The sequence below is a fragment of the Candidatus Neomarinimicrobiota bacterium genome (assembly GCA_021734025.1).
Taxonomy (GTDB): domain Bacteria; phylum Fidelibacterota; class JAANXI01; order JAANXI01; family JAANXI01; genus JAANXI01.
On sequence record JAIPJS010000005.1, the window covers coordinates 189442 to 205713 of the forward strand.

At 52.1% G+C, this 16272-nt stretch carries 9 protein-coding genes; 8 read left to right on the forward strand and 1 reads right to left on the reverse strand.

The genetic code is table 11. The features are described from left to right. The first annotated feature begins 244 nt into the window (after nucleotides 1-244). The 8 genes from K9N57_08125 (at nucleotide 245) to K9N57_08160 (ending at nucleotide 15076) form a co-directional block, all read left to right on the forward strand. On the forward strand, nucleotides 245-1582 hold the full coding sequence (locus K9N57_08125) for an outer membrane protein transport protein (GenBank protein ID MCF7804142.1): 1338 nt from the start codon (nucleotides 245-247) through the stop codon (nucleotides 1580-1582). Between the two features lie 11 nt (nucleotides 1583-1593). Further along, a complete protein-coding gene (locus K9N57_08130; GenBank protein ID MCF7804143.1) occupies nucleotides 1594-3567 on the forward strand; it encodes an endonuclease/exonuclease/phosphatase family protein in 1974 nt (657 codons plus the stop codon). Between the two features lie 322 nt (nucleotides 3568-3889). Next, a complete protein-coding gene (locus K9N57_08135; GenBank protein ID MCF7804144.1) occupies nucleotides 3890-4804 on the forward strand; it encodes an endonuclease/exonuclease/phosphatase family protein in 915 nt (304 codons plus the stop codon). A gap of 241 nt (nucleotides 4805-5045) precedes the next feature. Then, nucleotides 5046-8882: a carboxypeptidase regulatory-like domain-containing protein gene (locus tag K9N57_08140; protein ID MCF7804145.1), complete on the forward strand. Its 3837-nt coding sequence runs from the start codon at nucleotides 5046-5048 to the stop codon at nucleotides 8880-8882. Between the two features lie 400 nt (nucleotides 8883-9282). Next, the gene (locus K9N57_08145; protein ID MCF7804146.1) at nucleotides 9283-11658 is read left to right on the forward strand and encodes a T9SS type A sorting domain-containing protein; all 2376 of its coding nucleotides are present in this window, start codon (nucleotides 9283-9285) and stop codon (nucleotides 11656-11658) included. 89 nt (nucleotides 11659-11747) lie between these two features. Further along, nucleotides 11748-13136 (forward strand): hypothetical protein, encoded by a 1389-nt coding sequence (locus K9N57_08150; protein MCF7804147.1) that lies wholly within the window; start codon nucleotides 11748-11750, stop codon nucleotides 13134-13136. 159 nt (nucleotides 13137-13295) lie between these two features. Then, entirely contained in the window at nucleotides 13296-14087 is a 792-nt protein-coding gene (locus K9N57_08155) for a TonB-dependent receptor (protein MCF7804148.1), read from the forward strand. 233 nt (nucleotides 14088-14320) lie between these two features. Beyond that, a complete protein-coding gene (locus K9N57_08160) occupies nucleotides 14321-15076 on the forward strand; it encodes a hypothetical protein (GenBank protein ID MCF7804149.1) in 756 nt (251 codons plus the stop codon). Nucleotides 15077-15606: 530 nt separating this feature from the next. On the opposite strand, the gene K9N57_08165 is transcribed toward K9N57_08160, so the two are convergent. Next, nucleotides 15607-15996: a DUF423 domain-containing protein gene (locus K9N57_08165; protein ID MCF7804150.1), complete on the reverse strand. Its 390-nt coding sequence runs from the start codon at nucleotides 15994-15996 to the stop codon at nucleotides 15607-15609. Nucleotides 15997-16272: the final 276 nt, after the last annotated feature.

Here is a 16272-nt window from a genome sequence, read left to right on the forward strand (position 1 = left end):
TCAAAGGGGAATCGGAACAGTCCTGTCGGTGACCGCTCCAGGCGTCGCCGACAGTAGAGATCAGTGACATTGAAATCTTATTTCAAGGCGGGACTGGTGATAATCTTAAAAATCACCTCGCAATGAGATTGCGAGGCTATCCTATGAGAATTAAAGCCAGAAGACACCGAGCCCATGACACGTGACGTTTTTAACAATAGCACAATAACACGGTAACACACTAACACTTATCGCAGATAAAAATATGAAAAACCTCAGAACCACCATCACCGCAATTGCGGTCATCGGAATGATAATCACACCCGGCATCGGGAGCGCCCAATCCTATTTCTCCCTGATACTCCCGCAGGAGTTCGGGCCGGAGACGGCGGGTTACGTAAGTCAGGGCGCCACCGGTGTGGCGAATTCCGTGGGCTACGTGAATCTCTGGACGAATCCCGCCGCACTAGTCGCTGGGGAAGCTAATTACAATGTATCGGTCTCATCGACGCTTAGAAGATTTACCGAGGATCGCTCCTTTCCGGCGGTCGATCTGTTCGAGGACAAGGTGACGGACAATATGTATGCGTCCAACGGCCGGTGGTATCCCGGCTATGCCGGCGGAGCCGTGGCGAATTTCGGCGGGTTTTCTGTGGCAAGCTCCTACACCCCGGTCTGGGATATGCGATATAATTACCGTGAAGAGGTGCGCTCCAGCCTGGGTTCCGGCGTATATAATCGCGATCCGGTGGCGGGTTATCACAACATTGATCGGAACGGACAGATCTACGCCGCCAGCCTCGGCGGGAACGTATCTCTGGTGGAAAAATTGAGCGTCGGCGTCGCGTATCACCTGCTGATGGCGGATGATTTGTCGAATGAATATTCCGTGAACGTTCTCCGGGAAGACGATCCCGCGCTGAGCGCGGCATCGGATACGGCGTTCGCCAGCGATATCGGTCTGGACGGCACACCCGGACTGCTCACCGCCGGACTGGCCTACGACATCAACTGGCGGTTCCGGGTCGGACTGAACTATCGATCCGGCGTCACGTTGACGCAGACCGGCCTGGCCAGCGTGCCGGGATTCCTGAATCGCGTTGCACTGCCGGAGTACGAGCGCTCTGCGGAACTTCAAACTATTGAAACGCAAATCCCGGGAAAAATTGCCCTCGGCATCCGTGGGAAAATGCAAAATCCCATTGCCACCAGCGCCCAGGTGGAAGTCCACTACACCGACTGGTCGAATTACCAGGTGACCTACGTCGGCGCCCCGGATTCGGCGAACACCATGCCGGAGAATTTCCAGGAGACTCTCGAGTATCATCTTGGTGTGGAGCATCTGCTGCTCGGGAAAATCCCGTTCCGGTTCGGATTCATCTATGCGGAATCTCCGCTCGGTCGGGAATTCGAGCAGACGAAATTTACCATCGGCGGAAGCTATCTCTGGGGAAATGTCACCCTGGATTTCGGCGCGATCTTTAATTCGGTGACCTACGATTACGTGGACATCTTCCCAGCCGACGCCGAAACCGGCACCACGCTGGAGTCAGTGAACGAGTCTAATGTCCGCGCCACCTTCACGCTCTCCTACGCCCTGTGAGGATTTCCCGAATGAGTAAACGATACGGACTTATTGCTGCGTTAGTTGTCCTGCTGAGCTCCGCTGCGTTAATCAGCGGCGAGCGCGAGAATACCCAGACAATCCATCTGCTGTTTACTAACGATCTGCTGGGCGGAATCGCTACTGTGCCGGCCGGGTTCATGAATCCGGAGAATCCGCCGATGCTCAGCGGCGGCGCCGGTGCGTATACCTATGTGCAGGATATCCGGAAAAAGGCGGAGAAGCGCGGCGAACACACGCTGCTGCTGGACGGCGGAAATTTCTACAGCGGGACGGTGCTTGGCACCTACGACCGCGGTGCCACCATGATCAAATGGATGAACTGGATGGGCTACGATGTCGCCGCCATCGGGCCGTTTGACTTCGATTATGGTGTGGAGAATATGCAGCGGCTGACTGAACTGGCGGAGTTTCCATACCTCTCTGCGAATATTCTGTCTGAATCGTCCGGAGAGTCGGTAGAGTTCACCAGGCCGTATATCCTCAAAGAATTCGGCGATGTGACGGTCGGAATTTTCGGACTCACCAACGCCAATCTGAAGGAACAGGTGTTGCCGTCACGTGTGAAAAGCATCACTGTCCAGCCCCCGGTTTCGGTCGCCAAAGAACTGGTTCAGGCGGTTAAGTCCCAGGGCGCCGACATCGTGATTGCCCTCACCAGCCTCGGTCTGCCGTACGACCGGCAGGAGGAGTACGAAAATTTCATCGAGCGACTTGATCAAGGCGACACCGACTGGTCGGATCAACCGGTGAACGCACTCCAGCTGGCGCACCTGGTGCCGGGCATCGACATCATTGCTACCGGCGGGAATACCGCGGGCTATTACTCTCCCTGGGAAGATCCGGTGACGCATACGCTGGTGATCCAGAACTACGGGAACGGCTCCGGACTGGCGCATCTGATGCTGAAAATTGACAAAGAGACCAAATCGCTGGCGGGCTACGACACGCCGCTGGACGATGGGATGTCCATCACTCTGCTTCAGGACGACATCCTTCCGGATCTCACCATGCGTGATTCCATCGACGTCTGGACAACTCAGGCAAAGAAATCTCTGGACAGAGATTATTCCAGAACCATCGACTCACTGTTCGCGGTTTCTTCCGGCAATGGCTCTTCAGCAATGCCCGGATATCAGCAGAAATTATCATACGACTGGGACATTCCGTCGGTGAACCAAGTCAACGGTATCGAAGCCATGACCTGGAACATCGAGCAGTTTCCCCACGCCGGGGATACCACGGTACAGAGCGTAGCGGCCGTCCTCCGGGATTTGCAGCCGGATATTGTGGCGCTCCAGGAGATCGGAAATCTGGCGGAGTTCGAGCGGCTGATGACGCTGGTTCCGGAATACGGCTACACAGTCTCGCAGCATTCATCTTTTTACGATCAGGCGATTATTTACCACAAAGATGTCCTGACCTTCCTGGGACAGCGGGAATTTTTCACGCTGAACGACTACTACTTTGCCGGGCGTCCCCCGTTTCAGGCGGATTTTCTCTGGCGAAATGGCGATGCGGCGGTTCCGCTCTCGGTGGTGAATCTGCACCTGAAGTGCTGTGGCGACGGACTCTACAGGCGGCAGCGCTCCATGGAGCAACTCCACGAAAACCTGAGAGCGCAAATGGCGAATGGAAATACGAATATCATCGTGATGGGCGACTGGAACGACGAACTCGGGGACACCGGGATCTATCAGTCGTTTTATCCGTTCCTGGAGGACGCAACACACTTCCGCTTCGCCACCATGGAAATCGCGGACGATCCGGAGCAGGCATCCTATCCCTCCTGGCCGAGTTTCTTAGACCACATTCTGTATTCCAAAGGATTGTTCGACGAGCAAGCGGCAGGCGGAAGCACAGAAACCGTGCGACTGGATGATTACCTCGGGAGCTGGGATCGGTATGAATCGCTGATTTCCGATCACCGGCCGGTGTTGTGGACGATACCGGTTGGGGAGTAAAGTAAAAGGAAAAAGGGTATAAGGTATAAGGGTATAAGGGAAAAGACGGAGAAGGGAGAAGGGAGAAGGGAGAAAGGAGAAAACCAGCACCAAGCCCCGCAGGGGCGATTGCTTTCAACCCACCAATTTATTGGTGGGACTACTGAAGCATTAAAATCCCGCAAATCCCGCCAGGGATGACTGAACGGGTACATAAATATCCAGTAATAAAGTACCCACGAACAACATGAGAGATGCGTTCGACCCGAGACTTCGGACACAGGACAGTTTCAACAATAACACAGTAACACCATAACACTTTAACACTAAATTTTCATAGTAGATGAAAAACTTACTCCGCTCTAAAACCTCTATCCGCGCCATCTTCCTGGCGCTCACGCTGTTCCTACCGTTATCTTGCGGCCAAATCACCGAAGTCGAGGACAATCCCAACGATGTGCCGGATCTGAACGGGATCGCCCAGGTGGAAATCGTTACCTGGAACCTGGAGCAGTTTCCCCTGGAAGGATCTGCCACGGAGGACTCGGTTATTAAGCTGATGCGGGGACTAAATGCTGACATATTCTGCCTCCAGGAGATCCAGAATCCGGCCGTGCTGGAGCGGGTGGTCTCGAATCTGGATAATTACGCTGTTTACTCTTCCGAATTTACGGATTATATGCGTCTGGCTGTGGTGTACCGGGTCTCGGATTTTGATGTTTGGGATGTTTCTGAGTTGTTTGTAGACGACGATTACCCGTTTGCCGGTCGCCCGCCGCTCCGGGTGGATTTTACCTTCCGGGGTGCCAACGAATTTCCTTTCACCGTTATAAACTTGCATATGAAGGCGTTTGGCGATCCCGAAAGCATTGAACGTCGCCGGGAAGCTGCCGGTATCCTTCATACCTATCTGGACAGCGTTCGGGCTGCCGGTGTGGACACGAATCTGGTGGTGGTCGGCGACTGGAACAATGATCTCACGAATATGTCAAATGCAAATCCGTATTACATCTTCTGGGAAGATGCAGAAGCGTATCGTTTTTTGACCTATGATCTGGCTACCGATGCCAGCGACTTTTACGACTCGTATCCCGGCTGGCCCAGCTTCCTGGATCACATCCTGGTGAGTAAGGCGCTGTTCGACGAAGCGGAAAATAATGACGTGGAAACACTGCGGCTTGACGATTATATGGACAGGTACCTCTCCGTCGTCTCGGATCACCGGCCGGTAAGTTGGCAATTCATACCAAATTATTAGATTGCCCCTGATTTTCAATTTATTCACACCCTAAATTATTTTAATGAGTTCCGCATTATTTTATACTATCAAGTAATAATCTACAGTACATTTAACTATTGGGGTTAAATATCCAGTTCACATAATAATATTATGTGACATTAATCACGGTTTCCGGGCGGGATTATGATGTATCATCTTATGTGATTATTTCCGGGATATACCTGCAAAATTCAATGAAAGTTTTAGGAAGGGGGACGTTATGAAGAGGTGGTGCCATATCTTTGTGTGCGTGCTAATGGGGAGCGCGCTATTTGGGTATTTGTACGCTGGAACCGGTGAGGCCGGAATGGATGTATCCGAAAGCCAGGAGATACCGGCTTCCGTTCAAAATGCGATTCAGGTGCAATCGCTTATTAATCTGCAGTACCAAAAACAGGCGACTCTTGGAAAACAGCATCAGTTGCAAGCTGCCAGAGAAGACCAGACGCGTCATATTCGCACCGGGCGGCATAAATTCCGCAGGAACGCGTCGGAATACCGACATGTAATTCAGTCTCGCTACTCCTCTCAAATTCAGCAACGATATCAAACTGCGCCAGTGGAGCCTCGTATTGTAAATGGTCTGGCCAAAATGATGCTGGCGGATACGCTCGGTCTACGGTTTAACGGTGAAGTTGCCACATCCGTAATTGTGGGCGAAGGCGGGATGCTGACATTCGAATTTCCCACCGGCGAGACCGAGGCCGTCCTCCGGGTCGTCTTTGACCTGAATTACAACGGTGTACCGGATATCGATGATATTTACATTGAAGATTTCGAGGCATGGCTTTACGACAACGATCCCATGGATATGGATGGCACGGACTCCCTGTACGCGTTGGAATACGATCCGGAGGTGTGGGAAGGTCTCCCGAACGTCCAGGGTGGCTTCTTTTTTGAAGTCGAAAGCGGGGATGTAATCGAGACTGTCTTCGTGGAACAACTGCCGTATGAGACGGATCTTACCGTCTCAGGTACCGTTACCGATGAATCCGAAACCCCGTTACTCGGCATCGCCGTAATAGCAGAAATGTATAACACCGGCGAGGGTGCTGAATATTTCATCATCGATTTTACCGACTCCTCCGGGGTTTATGAGCTCGCGCTTCCGCAAGTCGGAACCTGGAATATTATGTCGTTCGATGCACTGTGGTTAGCAGGTGGACTATTCCCGAACAATTCGTATATGGATTGGTATGTGGATCTACCGGTGACGGACATGGATTTCGTGTACCTGTCCGGGAGTGCGCTCATCGAGGGACAGGTTTTAAATCAGTTTAACGTTCCGGTTGGAGGCGTTGGCGTATATGCAGAATCCTACTGGGGTGAGCAGAGTCTGTACACCACCACGGATGACCAGGGAAATTTTTCCTTTTCGGTACTTCCGGGGGATTACTGGATCGGAATGGACAGCGAAACCCTGTTCCCGGCGTATATGGCTCCTGAGGATCAGGATGTGTATGTAGACGATGAAGCCTCCGCCTGGGTGGACTTCACGGTGTATTCCGCGAATTCTACCATTACCGGGACGGTTACGCAGAATGGAAATCCGGCTCCGGGTGTCGGGGTTTCTGCATGGCACTGGGACTTCGGATGGACTCAGACCATGACAGGAGCCGACGGTAAATATACGCTGAATGTGTATGACGGACCGAATCCCGACGATTATTATTATGTAGAGGTCGATCATTGGGGCTTGCCTGATTATATATTCATTCAGCCCTATGGTTATCATGACGTGTTACCGAACTCCCAGCAGATCAATTTTACGCTGATTTCAGTCAGTGGCGGAATTTCCGGTACGGTCGTCAATACACAGGATCCGACTGATACCCTCTATTTTGCATGGATAGACCTGTGGAATACGAAATCGGGAGAGTGGTATTATACCGGGGTCGATTGGAAAACAGGGCTGTACGAGATTTATCTGCCGCCGGGTGATTATGAAGTGTATGTGGGCGCTGAGGGCTTTTTTGACTTCGGTCCGGATTTTGTAACTGTGGGCGAGACGCTTATCGAGCACAAGGACTATGCCCTTGATCCATATACTATTGTTGGAAGCTTCAGCGGGAAAGTCACCGATGCCGGCAACCCGGGGACGCCGATTCCGGGAGCGTGGGTTGATGTCTGGAACAACCAGTACTATGACTGGGCGGAAACCGACGAAAACGGTGAGTTTTATCTTGACCTGCCAGCTGGAGAGTATGATGTCTGGGTCGGGGCGGATGAATATTTTGGTATTGATGCTTTTATCGTAATCAACGAAGGTACCCACATCGTCCGGAATTATTCCCTGGATCCCCAGGGGCAGTTCGCAGGGGGATTGGAGGGCTATGTTTACGATAATCAAACCAGCGATCCGATTCCCGGCGCTGAAGTAGCTATAGGGAATGAGAATTACGGTATTACTATCTGGACCGACTCTTATGGCTATTTTGAAGTGAGTCTCCCGGAGGGATTTTATTGGCTGGACGTGTGGTCGCCGGGTTACACCACGTTATACGATACGGTATCGGTGGATGAAGGGTTTGTGTACAGGGACTTTTACCTGCGTCCCGGTATGCAGAATCTCGGTGAAATTTCCGGTACGATAACTGACAATAACTCCGGTGATCCCATTGAAGGTGCGATGGTCTTTGTCGCATCAACCGATTTCAGCTACGGCAATGTGGCATTCACCGATATGGATGGTCAGTTTTATATGCCGGCAGTTCCGTTCGGTGAATACAATCTTATGGTCGAGGCAGAAGGATATTTTCCCGGATATCGCCTTAAGTTCTACGTCGATAACCAGAATATTGCGCCGTATTTCGACATCAAGCTGAACGTCGGTGAGTTCGCCTCGGCCTTCCGTGGCGTTGTACAGAACGAAGCCGGTGGCCCTATTGATATGGCGCTAGTCCTGGCTTTTGACGTGGATAATGAAGCCCGCTTTTTTGCGACATTTACAAATCCTGACGGTACTTACTTCCTGAATGTTCGGAATAACGGTACCTACCAGTTGGTAGCAGATGCGCCAGGATTTTATCGGTGGTTCAGTGAAGAGATCTACTCGGTCGTAGACGATACATTTGATATCAATATTGTCATGGAAGAGGGTGGGACCAACGCCGAACCGCCGCAGTTTGCGGGTATCCACGATGTCCCGAACGATCAGGGCCGGCAGGTTCGCCTGAACTTCCATCCCGGCCGGCAGCCGGACGGTGGAGATTTCATTGGCTGGAGCGTCTGGCGGGAACTCCGGATGACCGGCAGAGATGATCTCTGGGAATTCGTGAACTATGTGCCGTTCCATGATATGGAGATGTATTCACTGGTGGCGGCTACCATGATTGATTCCAACAAATACACCGGACCGGTCCAGGAATACTGGACTGCCTTCAAGGTGAGCGGCCACACCTACGATCCGTATTGGTTCGTCGATTCCGAACCGATGCGGGGTTACTCGGTGGACAATCTGAAACCGGGAATTCCAGGTAATCTTTCCGGGGGTCTGAGCGAAAATGTAGTTCAATTGGCGTGGGAAGCCTCCGATGCTCCGGATCTCCAGTACTATTCGGTGTATCGGGGTACCAGTGCCAATTTCGCACCTTCCGCATCGAACCGGATCGGGCAAACTACAGTGGTGCAGTTCTCCGATGCGTCAGTGACCGAATTTCCGGCGTATTATAAGGTAACGGCAACGGATCTTAACGGGAACGAAAGTTCCTCCGCTGGGGCGGGATTCGAGATTACCAACCTCGCAGCCGAGGCCGGTATTCCTGACGAATTCCGGTTGGCCCAGAACTATCCGAACCCGTTTAACCCGACGACTACCATCGAATACCAGCTTCCGGCGGATGGAATCGTATCCGTCGGCGTATATAATATCCTCGGGCAACCGGTGAAGGTCCTCGCGGATGGATTCCGGCAGGCCGGGTATTTTAATACGATCTGGGATGGAACGGACAACGCCGGAAATCTGGTGGCTTCCGGGATGTATTTCTACAAAATCCGGGTGATTGCTGACCAAAAGGTGCAGTACCAAGACATCCGAAAGATGGTATTAATGCGTTAATCCGAATAAGCTTCAACATGATTGGATTTGGCACGGCCCCGGGGGGAGATTTCTCCCGGGGCTGTGTTGTTATAGCAGAATGTTTCTCATAGTATTACCGAATTAATCAAATTTTCGTCTGGTGAACTTTCCTATTGTTTTCAGGATAACCCGGATATATAATTACTAATGTATGCAAACGGACCCGACTGGTGGTTACCGAGTTGGTGACATGTCCTCGTATAAATCCCCCTTGTGTTCTGACCGACGATGGAAATTCGGACACCAATCTCATACAGCGTATATCTTTCGATGCACCAGAGGAAGATCGAAATCGGATCTGGTATGTGATTATGGTCATTGCATAAACAATAAAAGTTAGAGTAAATACTATTAAAATTAATTAACAAGGGAGGTATGTATGAAAAAATGTTATAGGGGCGTGTTCGGGGTTATCATCCTGGTTTTGGGACTGTGGATTCCGGCGGTGGGACAGACGGATCTGGTCCTGCAGAATGAAATCAACACAGACTACGTGACATACCTGGACAGTTTGGAAACGGTTTGGCTGGACCAGGTGACCAGCGTCGGTGGTGATACTCCGGAAACGATGAAGGCACATATGGGGTTGGCGCTGTTGGGGCTAGCGTATACACACGTCGATGGTGACACGTTGGTCAACGACCTGGAGCCAGTACTGAACGATGCGGGAGACAATTTCACGAGTCTCCTGGATACGCTGACGAGTACACTAACTCCGTTTTTGACCGATCCTGAGAATCCGACGGCGCTTGTAGACATGCTGGAGGAGTTTTTCGCCTCCGGTGATTACGAGGCTTTTCGCGACTCCGTTGATTTCTACGCGACTCAGATTGAGCTAGATATGGATGAGGCAGACTGGCTGTTAAATCGCTTTTTTGATGCAGCCGGCGAAAACCTCGCCCAGGAAAATTTTGGGGCGCACCTTGATTCCGTTGCCCGGGGAACCGCTGATTTTGAATTTCGGATGCAAATCATGGGATCAGCCTACGAGGATACCGTTTTCATTTTTGATCGGGCGTTTTTTACGCGCATGGATTCCCTGGCCGCCGAGGCCGAAGTCTGGGCGACCCACTTTGAGGATGGCGGGAACATGATCGACGCGGTGATGGACGACCCAGACGGGGACGTGATGCCCGGTGTCAACGAACTGCGGGCAGGTATCGTGGTGATGGACGAATGGGTGGATTCCCTGAAGATTCTGCTGGTGAAACAGCCGCTTGCGCCGCTGGAGGCCGATACCGCCGCGTTGAGCGATTTTCAGGATTTTCTCCGGGAAACTGATGCGCTGCTCGCCGGTGAAGAGTACGACTTCGGACCGTCTGCAGAAGCGAAGACCATCAAGCCGCTGGCTATTCTGCAGAATATGCCCGGCAGGGGCCTGGAAGATCTCTATGTCGATTTCTATCGTGCGGGGGATCCGGCTGCGTACACCTTCGGCGGGATTTTCCCCAGCGGACTGGATAGCGAAACGCGGAATCTGATCACCGCAGACGGTGTCATTAACGCCGATGACGGCGAGGAGGCCACCGCCGATCGGTTGCACCAGTTACGTCTTGTCTGGAGGCAGGAAGTCAACGCGGCTCCGGAAGATCCGGACGCGCACCTGGGCCTGGGACTGGTGGAACTGTTCGATATGGTGAATCTCCATGCAGACCGCTACGCCAGGGCGTTCGATTTGCTTGATCAGGGTCGTGTGGATGAACTGGTGGCGACCTTCAACTGGGACAGTCTGGATATCAGTGACGAAATGCGGTCAATTGATACCCACGTCAGTTACTATGTGGAGTCGGAAAGTCCGACGCACTTTATTCTTCTGGAAAAATACGGCGACGATGACGCCGGCCGGTACGAAATTGGCGCGAACTCGGACTTCGGTATTGTGCATGTTCCGGTGCCCCAAGTGGTTTTTGTGCGGGCTAACCTACAGATATTGGGCGCCGGCGTGGGGGCCATTGCGGACGGGCTGAAATCCATGTATACAGAGATGGAGGATATGTTTGTGATGGAGCTTGATCCCTCCTATCTTGATTTCAGCGACGTGGAGAGCGACAGCCAGCTGATCCGAATCCTGGAGCAATCCAACCCGGATTTTATGACGGTTACAAAGTATGGGGTGGACAAAATGCACGATATCGGTGCAGACCTGGCAGAGGGCTTCGGGGACGTGAACGACTTCTTTGACAGCATGGAAGATTTGGCCATAGCCATGAAACCGTATGAAACGGACTTCGATATGGATGGGCAGATTTTCATCGATGATATGGCGTTTATGAATGATATGACATGGAGTCTTCACCAGGATTTTGCCCATCCGGACAGTATGGTGATTATCGAAGACGAGCGCGTGAATCTTTCCGCGTGGTTTGATGACCCACCGGAAAGTTTCCTCCGGATGTGGAAGAACTATGTCTGGGGCGTAGACAGCACCCTGGGCGGACTGTTCCCGGACCGGTTCAAGGTAGATGTAAGTGACGAACTGCCTACACTGCCACGGAAATTCGTCGTGTATCCGGCCTATCCGAATCCGTTTAATCCGGTGACCACGTTATCTTTCGACCTGCCCCACAAGGAACAGGTAAGCATTGGGATATTCGACCTCCGGGGCGAACGCGTCGCGACTCTGATGAACGAGACGATGGAGCCGGGACGACACCACATCAACTGGAATGCCGGTCAGATGCCGTCCGGGATGTACTATGCCAGGATCCGAACCGGTTCGCAGTTGAACACGGTGAAGCTGGTTCTGTTGAAATAATCCATCGAATTCGTATGATTCAATCTTTTACAGGGAGGTGGCGGTATGCCTGCTGCCTCCCTGTTTTTTTTGTATTGATGGGAGTAACTGTGGTTGCCGGGCAACCGGCACCTGCCAGCTTAAACTATTTGCTTAATTTTCCGGAGACAAATGCCCTCTCCAGAGAAGATCTGAGCGATGCAGAGCCAAACCTTCGGAGTAATCTCTCATTTCTGGACGGTTACCGCAAAACCTATCAGGGTGACCGACTCTTCCGGTGGTATCAATCCCGGGCCGCTCTGAGATATACCACTCCGATGCAGGTGAATGAAACTCGGGTGCTTTTGCGCGGAATAACCGAAGTCCGGCAAAGCCGCACGCAGAACCGGGATGACTTTACCTCCATACAGGTCGACATCCAGTCCCAACAGATAACCGGCGGTGTCGAGAGCGCCTTTCTTTATCAGCGGGCATTGCTCGGCGGTAAATTATTATACAGGAAGATGTGGTACGAGAGTCCCGTTACTATCATTGAATATCCGATATCCGATGAACCGAGGCAGAACCGGTTTTTTTACGACTGGCTGGAACCGACGTTCGGTCGGGAGATGGATTTTCGGGGAACCGGCGAGGGGTACGATCTGGCGTTCTACACTGGCCTTCCGGTGTCTTCCGGATACGTAATGCAGCTGCAGTACGGGTATTCTGCCACGTCGCACCACCCGGTGTTGCACTATACGAACAGTTCCAACCGGGAAGAACTCACCGGCTTAAGAACACTCGGTCTGCCCACCCGGATAACAAACGGTCTCTTTCGGTTCGGGATACGCGATCATCGCAGGGCTATAAACTATTCGGTCACCGCATTTCGGGCGAATGCTGATAATGATCTCGAGAATAATCCCCCGGAGACCGAACCGGTGATGCTGGATTTTGTATCGCTGGGAGGCGTCGTGTATGAGCAGTCCGGCGCGAACTTCCGCTGGGAATATCAGGGATTTCCCTTTTGGATGAATACTGGCCTGGGATTAAGCCGGATTGATGGCTCAGTGGAGGCGAGAACACCGGTGCTGGGCTACTACGATGGCGTCTTTCCGCTTTCTCACGCCGTCACCGGTGAATTTTCCGGTGAGATCTTTTCCCAGAGAATTCAGGGTGGATACGCTCACAGAATCGGGGAGTTCATTGGAGCTTTTGAAGCGGAATATACACACAGCCAGATGGATATTTCTTTGGATGGTCAGGGCGAGTTAGAGTTTAACCTGGCCTCAGAGGATATTGAATATCCAGTGCAGTACGAGGTCCATCTGATGCGGTTCCAGGGAGAGATTACCTATACAGTCGGACCGGGACGGCTTGGGTATCTGGCGCTACAGCTCATTCCTGTGGTTAATCGGCTGGATGAAAATCCCATCAATCTTACTCCGGAGGAACCGGCGCGGGATGTTTCCCACGGCGGTGGGATGGAACACCGGATTTTTCTGGAACTCCGGTTTTGAACCCGGTTTCTCAGTGAAAGCATGACCCGGGTGACAATCCCAATCGATCCGGCTGCCGGGAAATTGGTATTGATTCTCAAGAGGCCCCCCTCTATATTTCTTCGAACTGCTTGAGGTATTGCATCTGGTAATCCGGCCACGCTAACTTGTGAGTGAATTATGGGCTTGTACAAACGATATATTTTTATCATTGGAATGATTTTATTACTGGGCTATTTCACTCCAACGAAAGCCCAGGTGGAATCCTATCCCCAACCACCGTTCCTCATTAATATCCCAACTGCAGGGAGCCTGGATCGGGGTAGCTATGCCACCGAACTCCGGATGATGCCGGAAGGCGGCGTACTGGCCGGTGTGGATATCGGCTTGACGAGCCAGTTCATGCTGGGCGTCTCCTACGGCGGCTCCCACATCATTGGCGAAGATTCCGTCGGATGGAATCCCCAGCCCGGCGTTCAGGTGAAATACCGGTTGTTTGACGAATCTATGAAATTTCCGGCAGTGGCGGTCGGTTTCAATTCCCAGGGATACCACGAATATATCAGGAGTTTGGATCGGTACACCCTGAAGTCTTCCGGGTTTTATGTGGCGCTGAGCAAGAACTATCAGTTCCTCGGCAACCTGGGGTTGCATGCTGGCGCGAACTATTCGCTGGAAAATGGCGATGGTGACTCGGATCCCAACCTGTTTTTCGGCATTGACAAGGACATTAACCGTGAAATTTCCCTGATGGTGGAATACAACGCAGCGCTGAACGACAACGAAAGCGGCAGCGGTATCCAGGAGCTGGGCCGTGGTTACGGCTACCTGAACGCCGCCGTCCGGTGGACCTTTGCGCAAAAATTCCACATCGAGTTTGACGTGAACAACCTCCTGCAAAACCGGCAATACGGCGACTCCACTCCCCTGCCTAGCCGGGAGCTGAAGATCGTGTACATCGAATACTTTTAACTGACTTGATATTTGAATCCGAAAGATCCACCATACTTCTGAGCCAGAAATTAGGGTGTTAGTATTAGTGTCCAAGTATTCCACACAAGTTCGTACTGCGTATTACGTAATTCGAGGCTGGAGACGGTTCACAGAGCGCTGGATACAGGACATAGGACACGAGACACTTATTAACTTGAACACCCGAACACTCTAACACATTAACACGTCGTTTTAACTTAACGAGGCTTCCAATGAAAAAAATCCGTCTGCTGTTTATCGTTCCGGTACTGCTACTGTCAACAGTTGTATTGGCGCAGGATGTCGACTCGCTGATTCAACAGGCAGATGCGCTCCATGAAGAGAGCCGGTACACGGATGTCTATAACTTGCTGAAAAAAGCAGAGGAGTTCGCTCCGGACAACTTCGAAGTCGTCTGGCGGCTGGCCCGGGCACATTTTGATCTGTCGGATAACAGCGAGGATCCGGCGACCGTCGAGAAGCACATTCGCGCGGGATTCACCTTTGCGGAGAAAGCACTGGAGATGAACCCCAATCGGGCAGAGTCGCATAAATGGTACGGGATACTCATCGGCCGGGTCGGTGAAATCGAAGGGACCAAGCAGAAGATTAAAAATTCCTACAAAGTCGCCGAGCACACGAAAAAGGCCATCGAACTGGATCCGGAAGATGCGGCGAATTATCATGTGATGGGCCGCTGGCATTTTACCCTGGCCGACCTGAGCTGGGTGGAGCGACAGGTGGCCAGCGTTATCTACGCCAAGCCGCCGCAGGCAAGTTTCGACAAGGCGAAGGAGTATTTTCAGACCGCTATAGACAAAGATCCGGCAGGCATCAGGAATTACGTCTGGCTCGGGAAGACCGAAGAACAGCTGGGGAACAAGTCGGCGGCACGAAATGCCTACCAGAATGCGCTGAATCAGTCTGCAAATTCAGAAAGCGATCGCAATCTCCAGAAAGAGGCCCGGGAATTGATGAGCGACTTATAGGTTAAAAATTAGTAGAGAATGCCCCGCCGGTACTGTTGTTGAGGGTGCCGGCGGTTTTATTACGAATATTACCTACATATTGTTTGTTGACCCTTTCAGGGTCGCTGACCCCTGAAAGGGTCTCACACCTCCCCGGCGTAAATTATACGCCAGCCATTGCAAGCGAAACGAAGTGAGTCTCCCGGCAGGGACTCCTTCCGGAGGAGGAATCTCGGAAAGGAACCTCCAGGGATAATTGGCGAGATCCTTCATCTCGCTCCGCTCGCTCAGGATGACTGGTATTTTTTTCCTCACTAAATCCGCCTCGCAATGAGATTACGAGGCTAGATATTGGAGCCGTGGAATCTCATTCCTAGGCGGTGTAATTTGGTCCTTCCGCCGCCGATCGCTGACAGCGTCGGTGGCGGTATTTCTATGTTAATCAATACACTGTCGGCGACGCTGGTAGCGATCACCGACAGTAATTTACATATGACTACAATGGTACCATTTTGTAGTTGTCTAACGCGAACACTTAAACACTGGTGTTCTCACTCCCGCCGCCCCCGCTTCTTTGGAGCCATCGCCAAGGCGATCCATCCGACGATAAACGCCACGCCGCCGAACGGCGTTATGGCGCCAAGCCAGGAGATGCCGGTAAATGCCAGCAGGTAGAGGCTCCCGGAAAACAGGATAATCCCTGTAAACATCGACCAGCCGCTGATTTTGGAATACCGGCTGCGCCAGCGGGTGTAGGTCCACGCCACGGCGAATAGGCCAAGGGAATGGTAAAAATGGTACTCGACGGCGGTATTAAAAACGGACATACGATCCGGAGGGAGAATGTCACGAAGTGTATGTGCCCCGAATGCGCCGGCGATGACTGCCAGCGCCGCTGAAATCGCTCCAATGGTCACCATCGCTCTGTGGAATTTTCGCATAAGTCTTTCACTCGTTTTACACGTTGTTCACAAACTGCCCGAAAACTAATAAAAATTATCCGGTTCCAGAAGGAGAAAGGCGGTCACCGGCCTCGTGTCCATCACCCGCCGTCACATCCGAATGGTTGTTGTGGGTGGTGAATCAGAGAATTCCCTGAGATCTCTTCCCCGAGGTAGTTCATTTGTTTGTTGTACGAGGTTGTCTGTTTAGCGGGGCTTCGCGTTCCTCTGCGGCCAAAAGGGTTTTTTATTTGCATGTTATTCTTGGCCAAAAGT

Excerpts from the sequence above, each read along its gene's own strand:
- K9N57_08125 (MCF7804142.1), top strand. The coding sequence starts at position 245 with ATGAAAAACCTCAGAACCACCATCACCGCAATTGCGGTCATCGGAATG.
- K9N57_08130 (MCF7804143.1), top strand. The coding sequence starts at position 1,594 with ATGAGTAAACGATACGGACTTATTGCTGCGTTAGTTGTCCTGCTGAGC.
- K9N57_08135 (MCF7804144.1), top strand. The coding sequence starts at position 3,890 with ATGAAAAACTTACTCCGCTCTAAAACCTCTATCCGCGCCATCTTCCTG.
- K9N57_08140 (MCF7804145.1), top strand. The coding sequence starts at position 5,046 with ATGAAGAGGTGGTGCCATATCTTTGTGTGCGTGCTAATGGGGAGCGCG.
- K9N57_08145 (MCF7804146.1), top strand. The coding sequence starts at position 9,283 with ATGAAAAAATGTTATAGGGGCGTGTTCGGGGTTATCATCCTGGTTTTG.
- K9N57_08155 (MCF7804148.1), top strand. The coding sequence starts at position 13,296 with ATGGGCTTGTACAAACGATATATTTTTATCATTGGAATGATTTTATTA.
- K9N57_08160 (MCF7804149.1), top strand. The coding sequence starts at position 14,321 with ATGAAAAAAATCCGTCTGCTGTTTATCGTTCCGGTACTGCTACTGTCA.
- K9N57_08165 (MCF7804150.1), bottom strand. The coding sequence starts at position 15,996 with ATGCGAAAATTCCACAGAGCGATGGTGACCATTGGAGCGATTTCAGCG.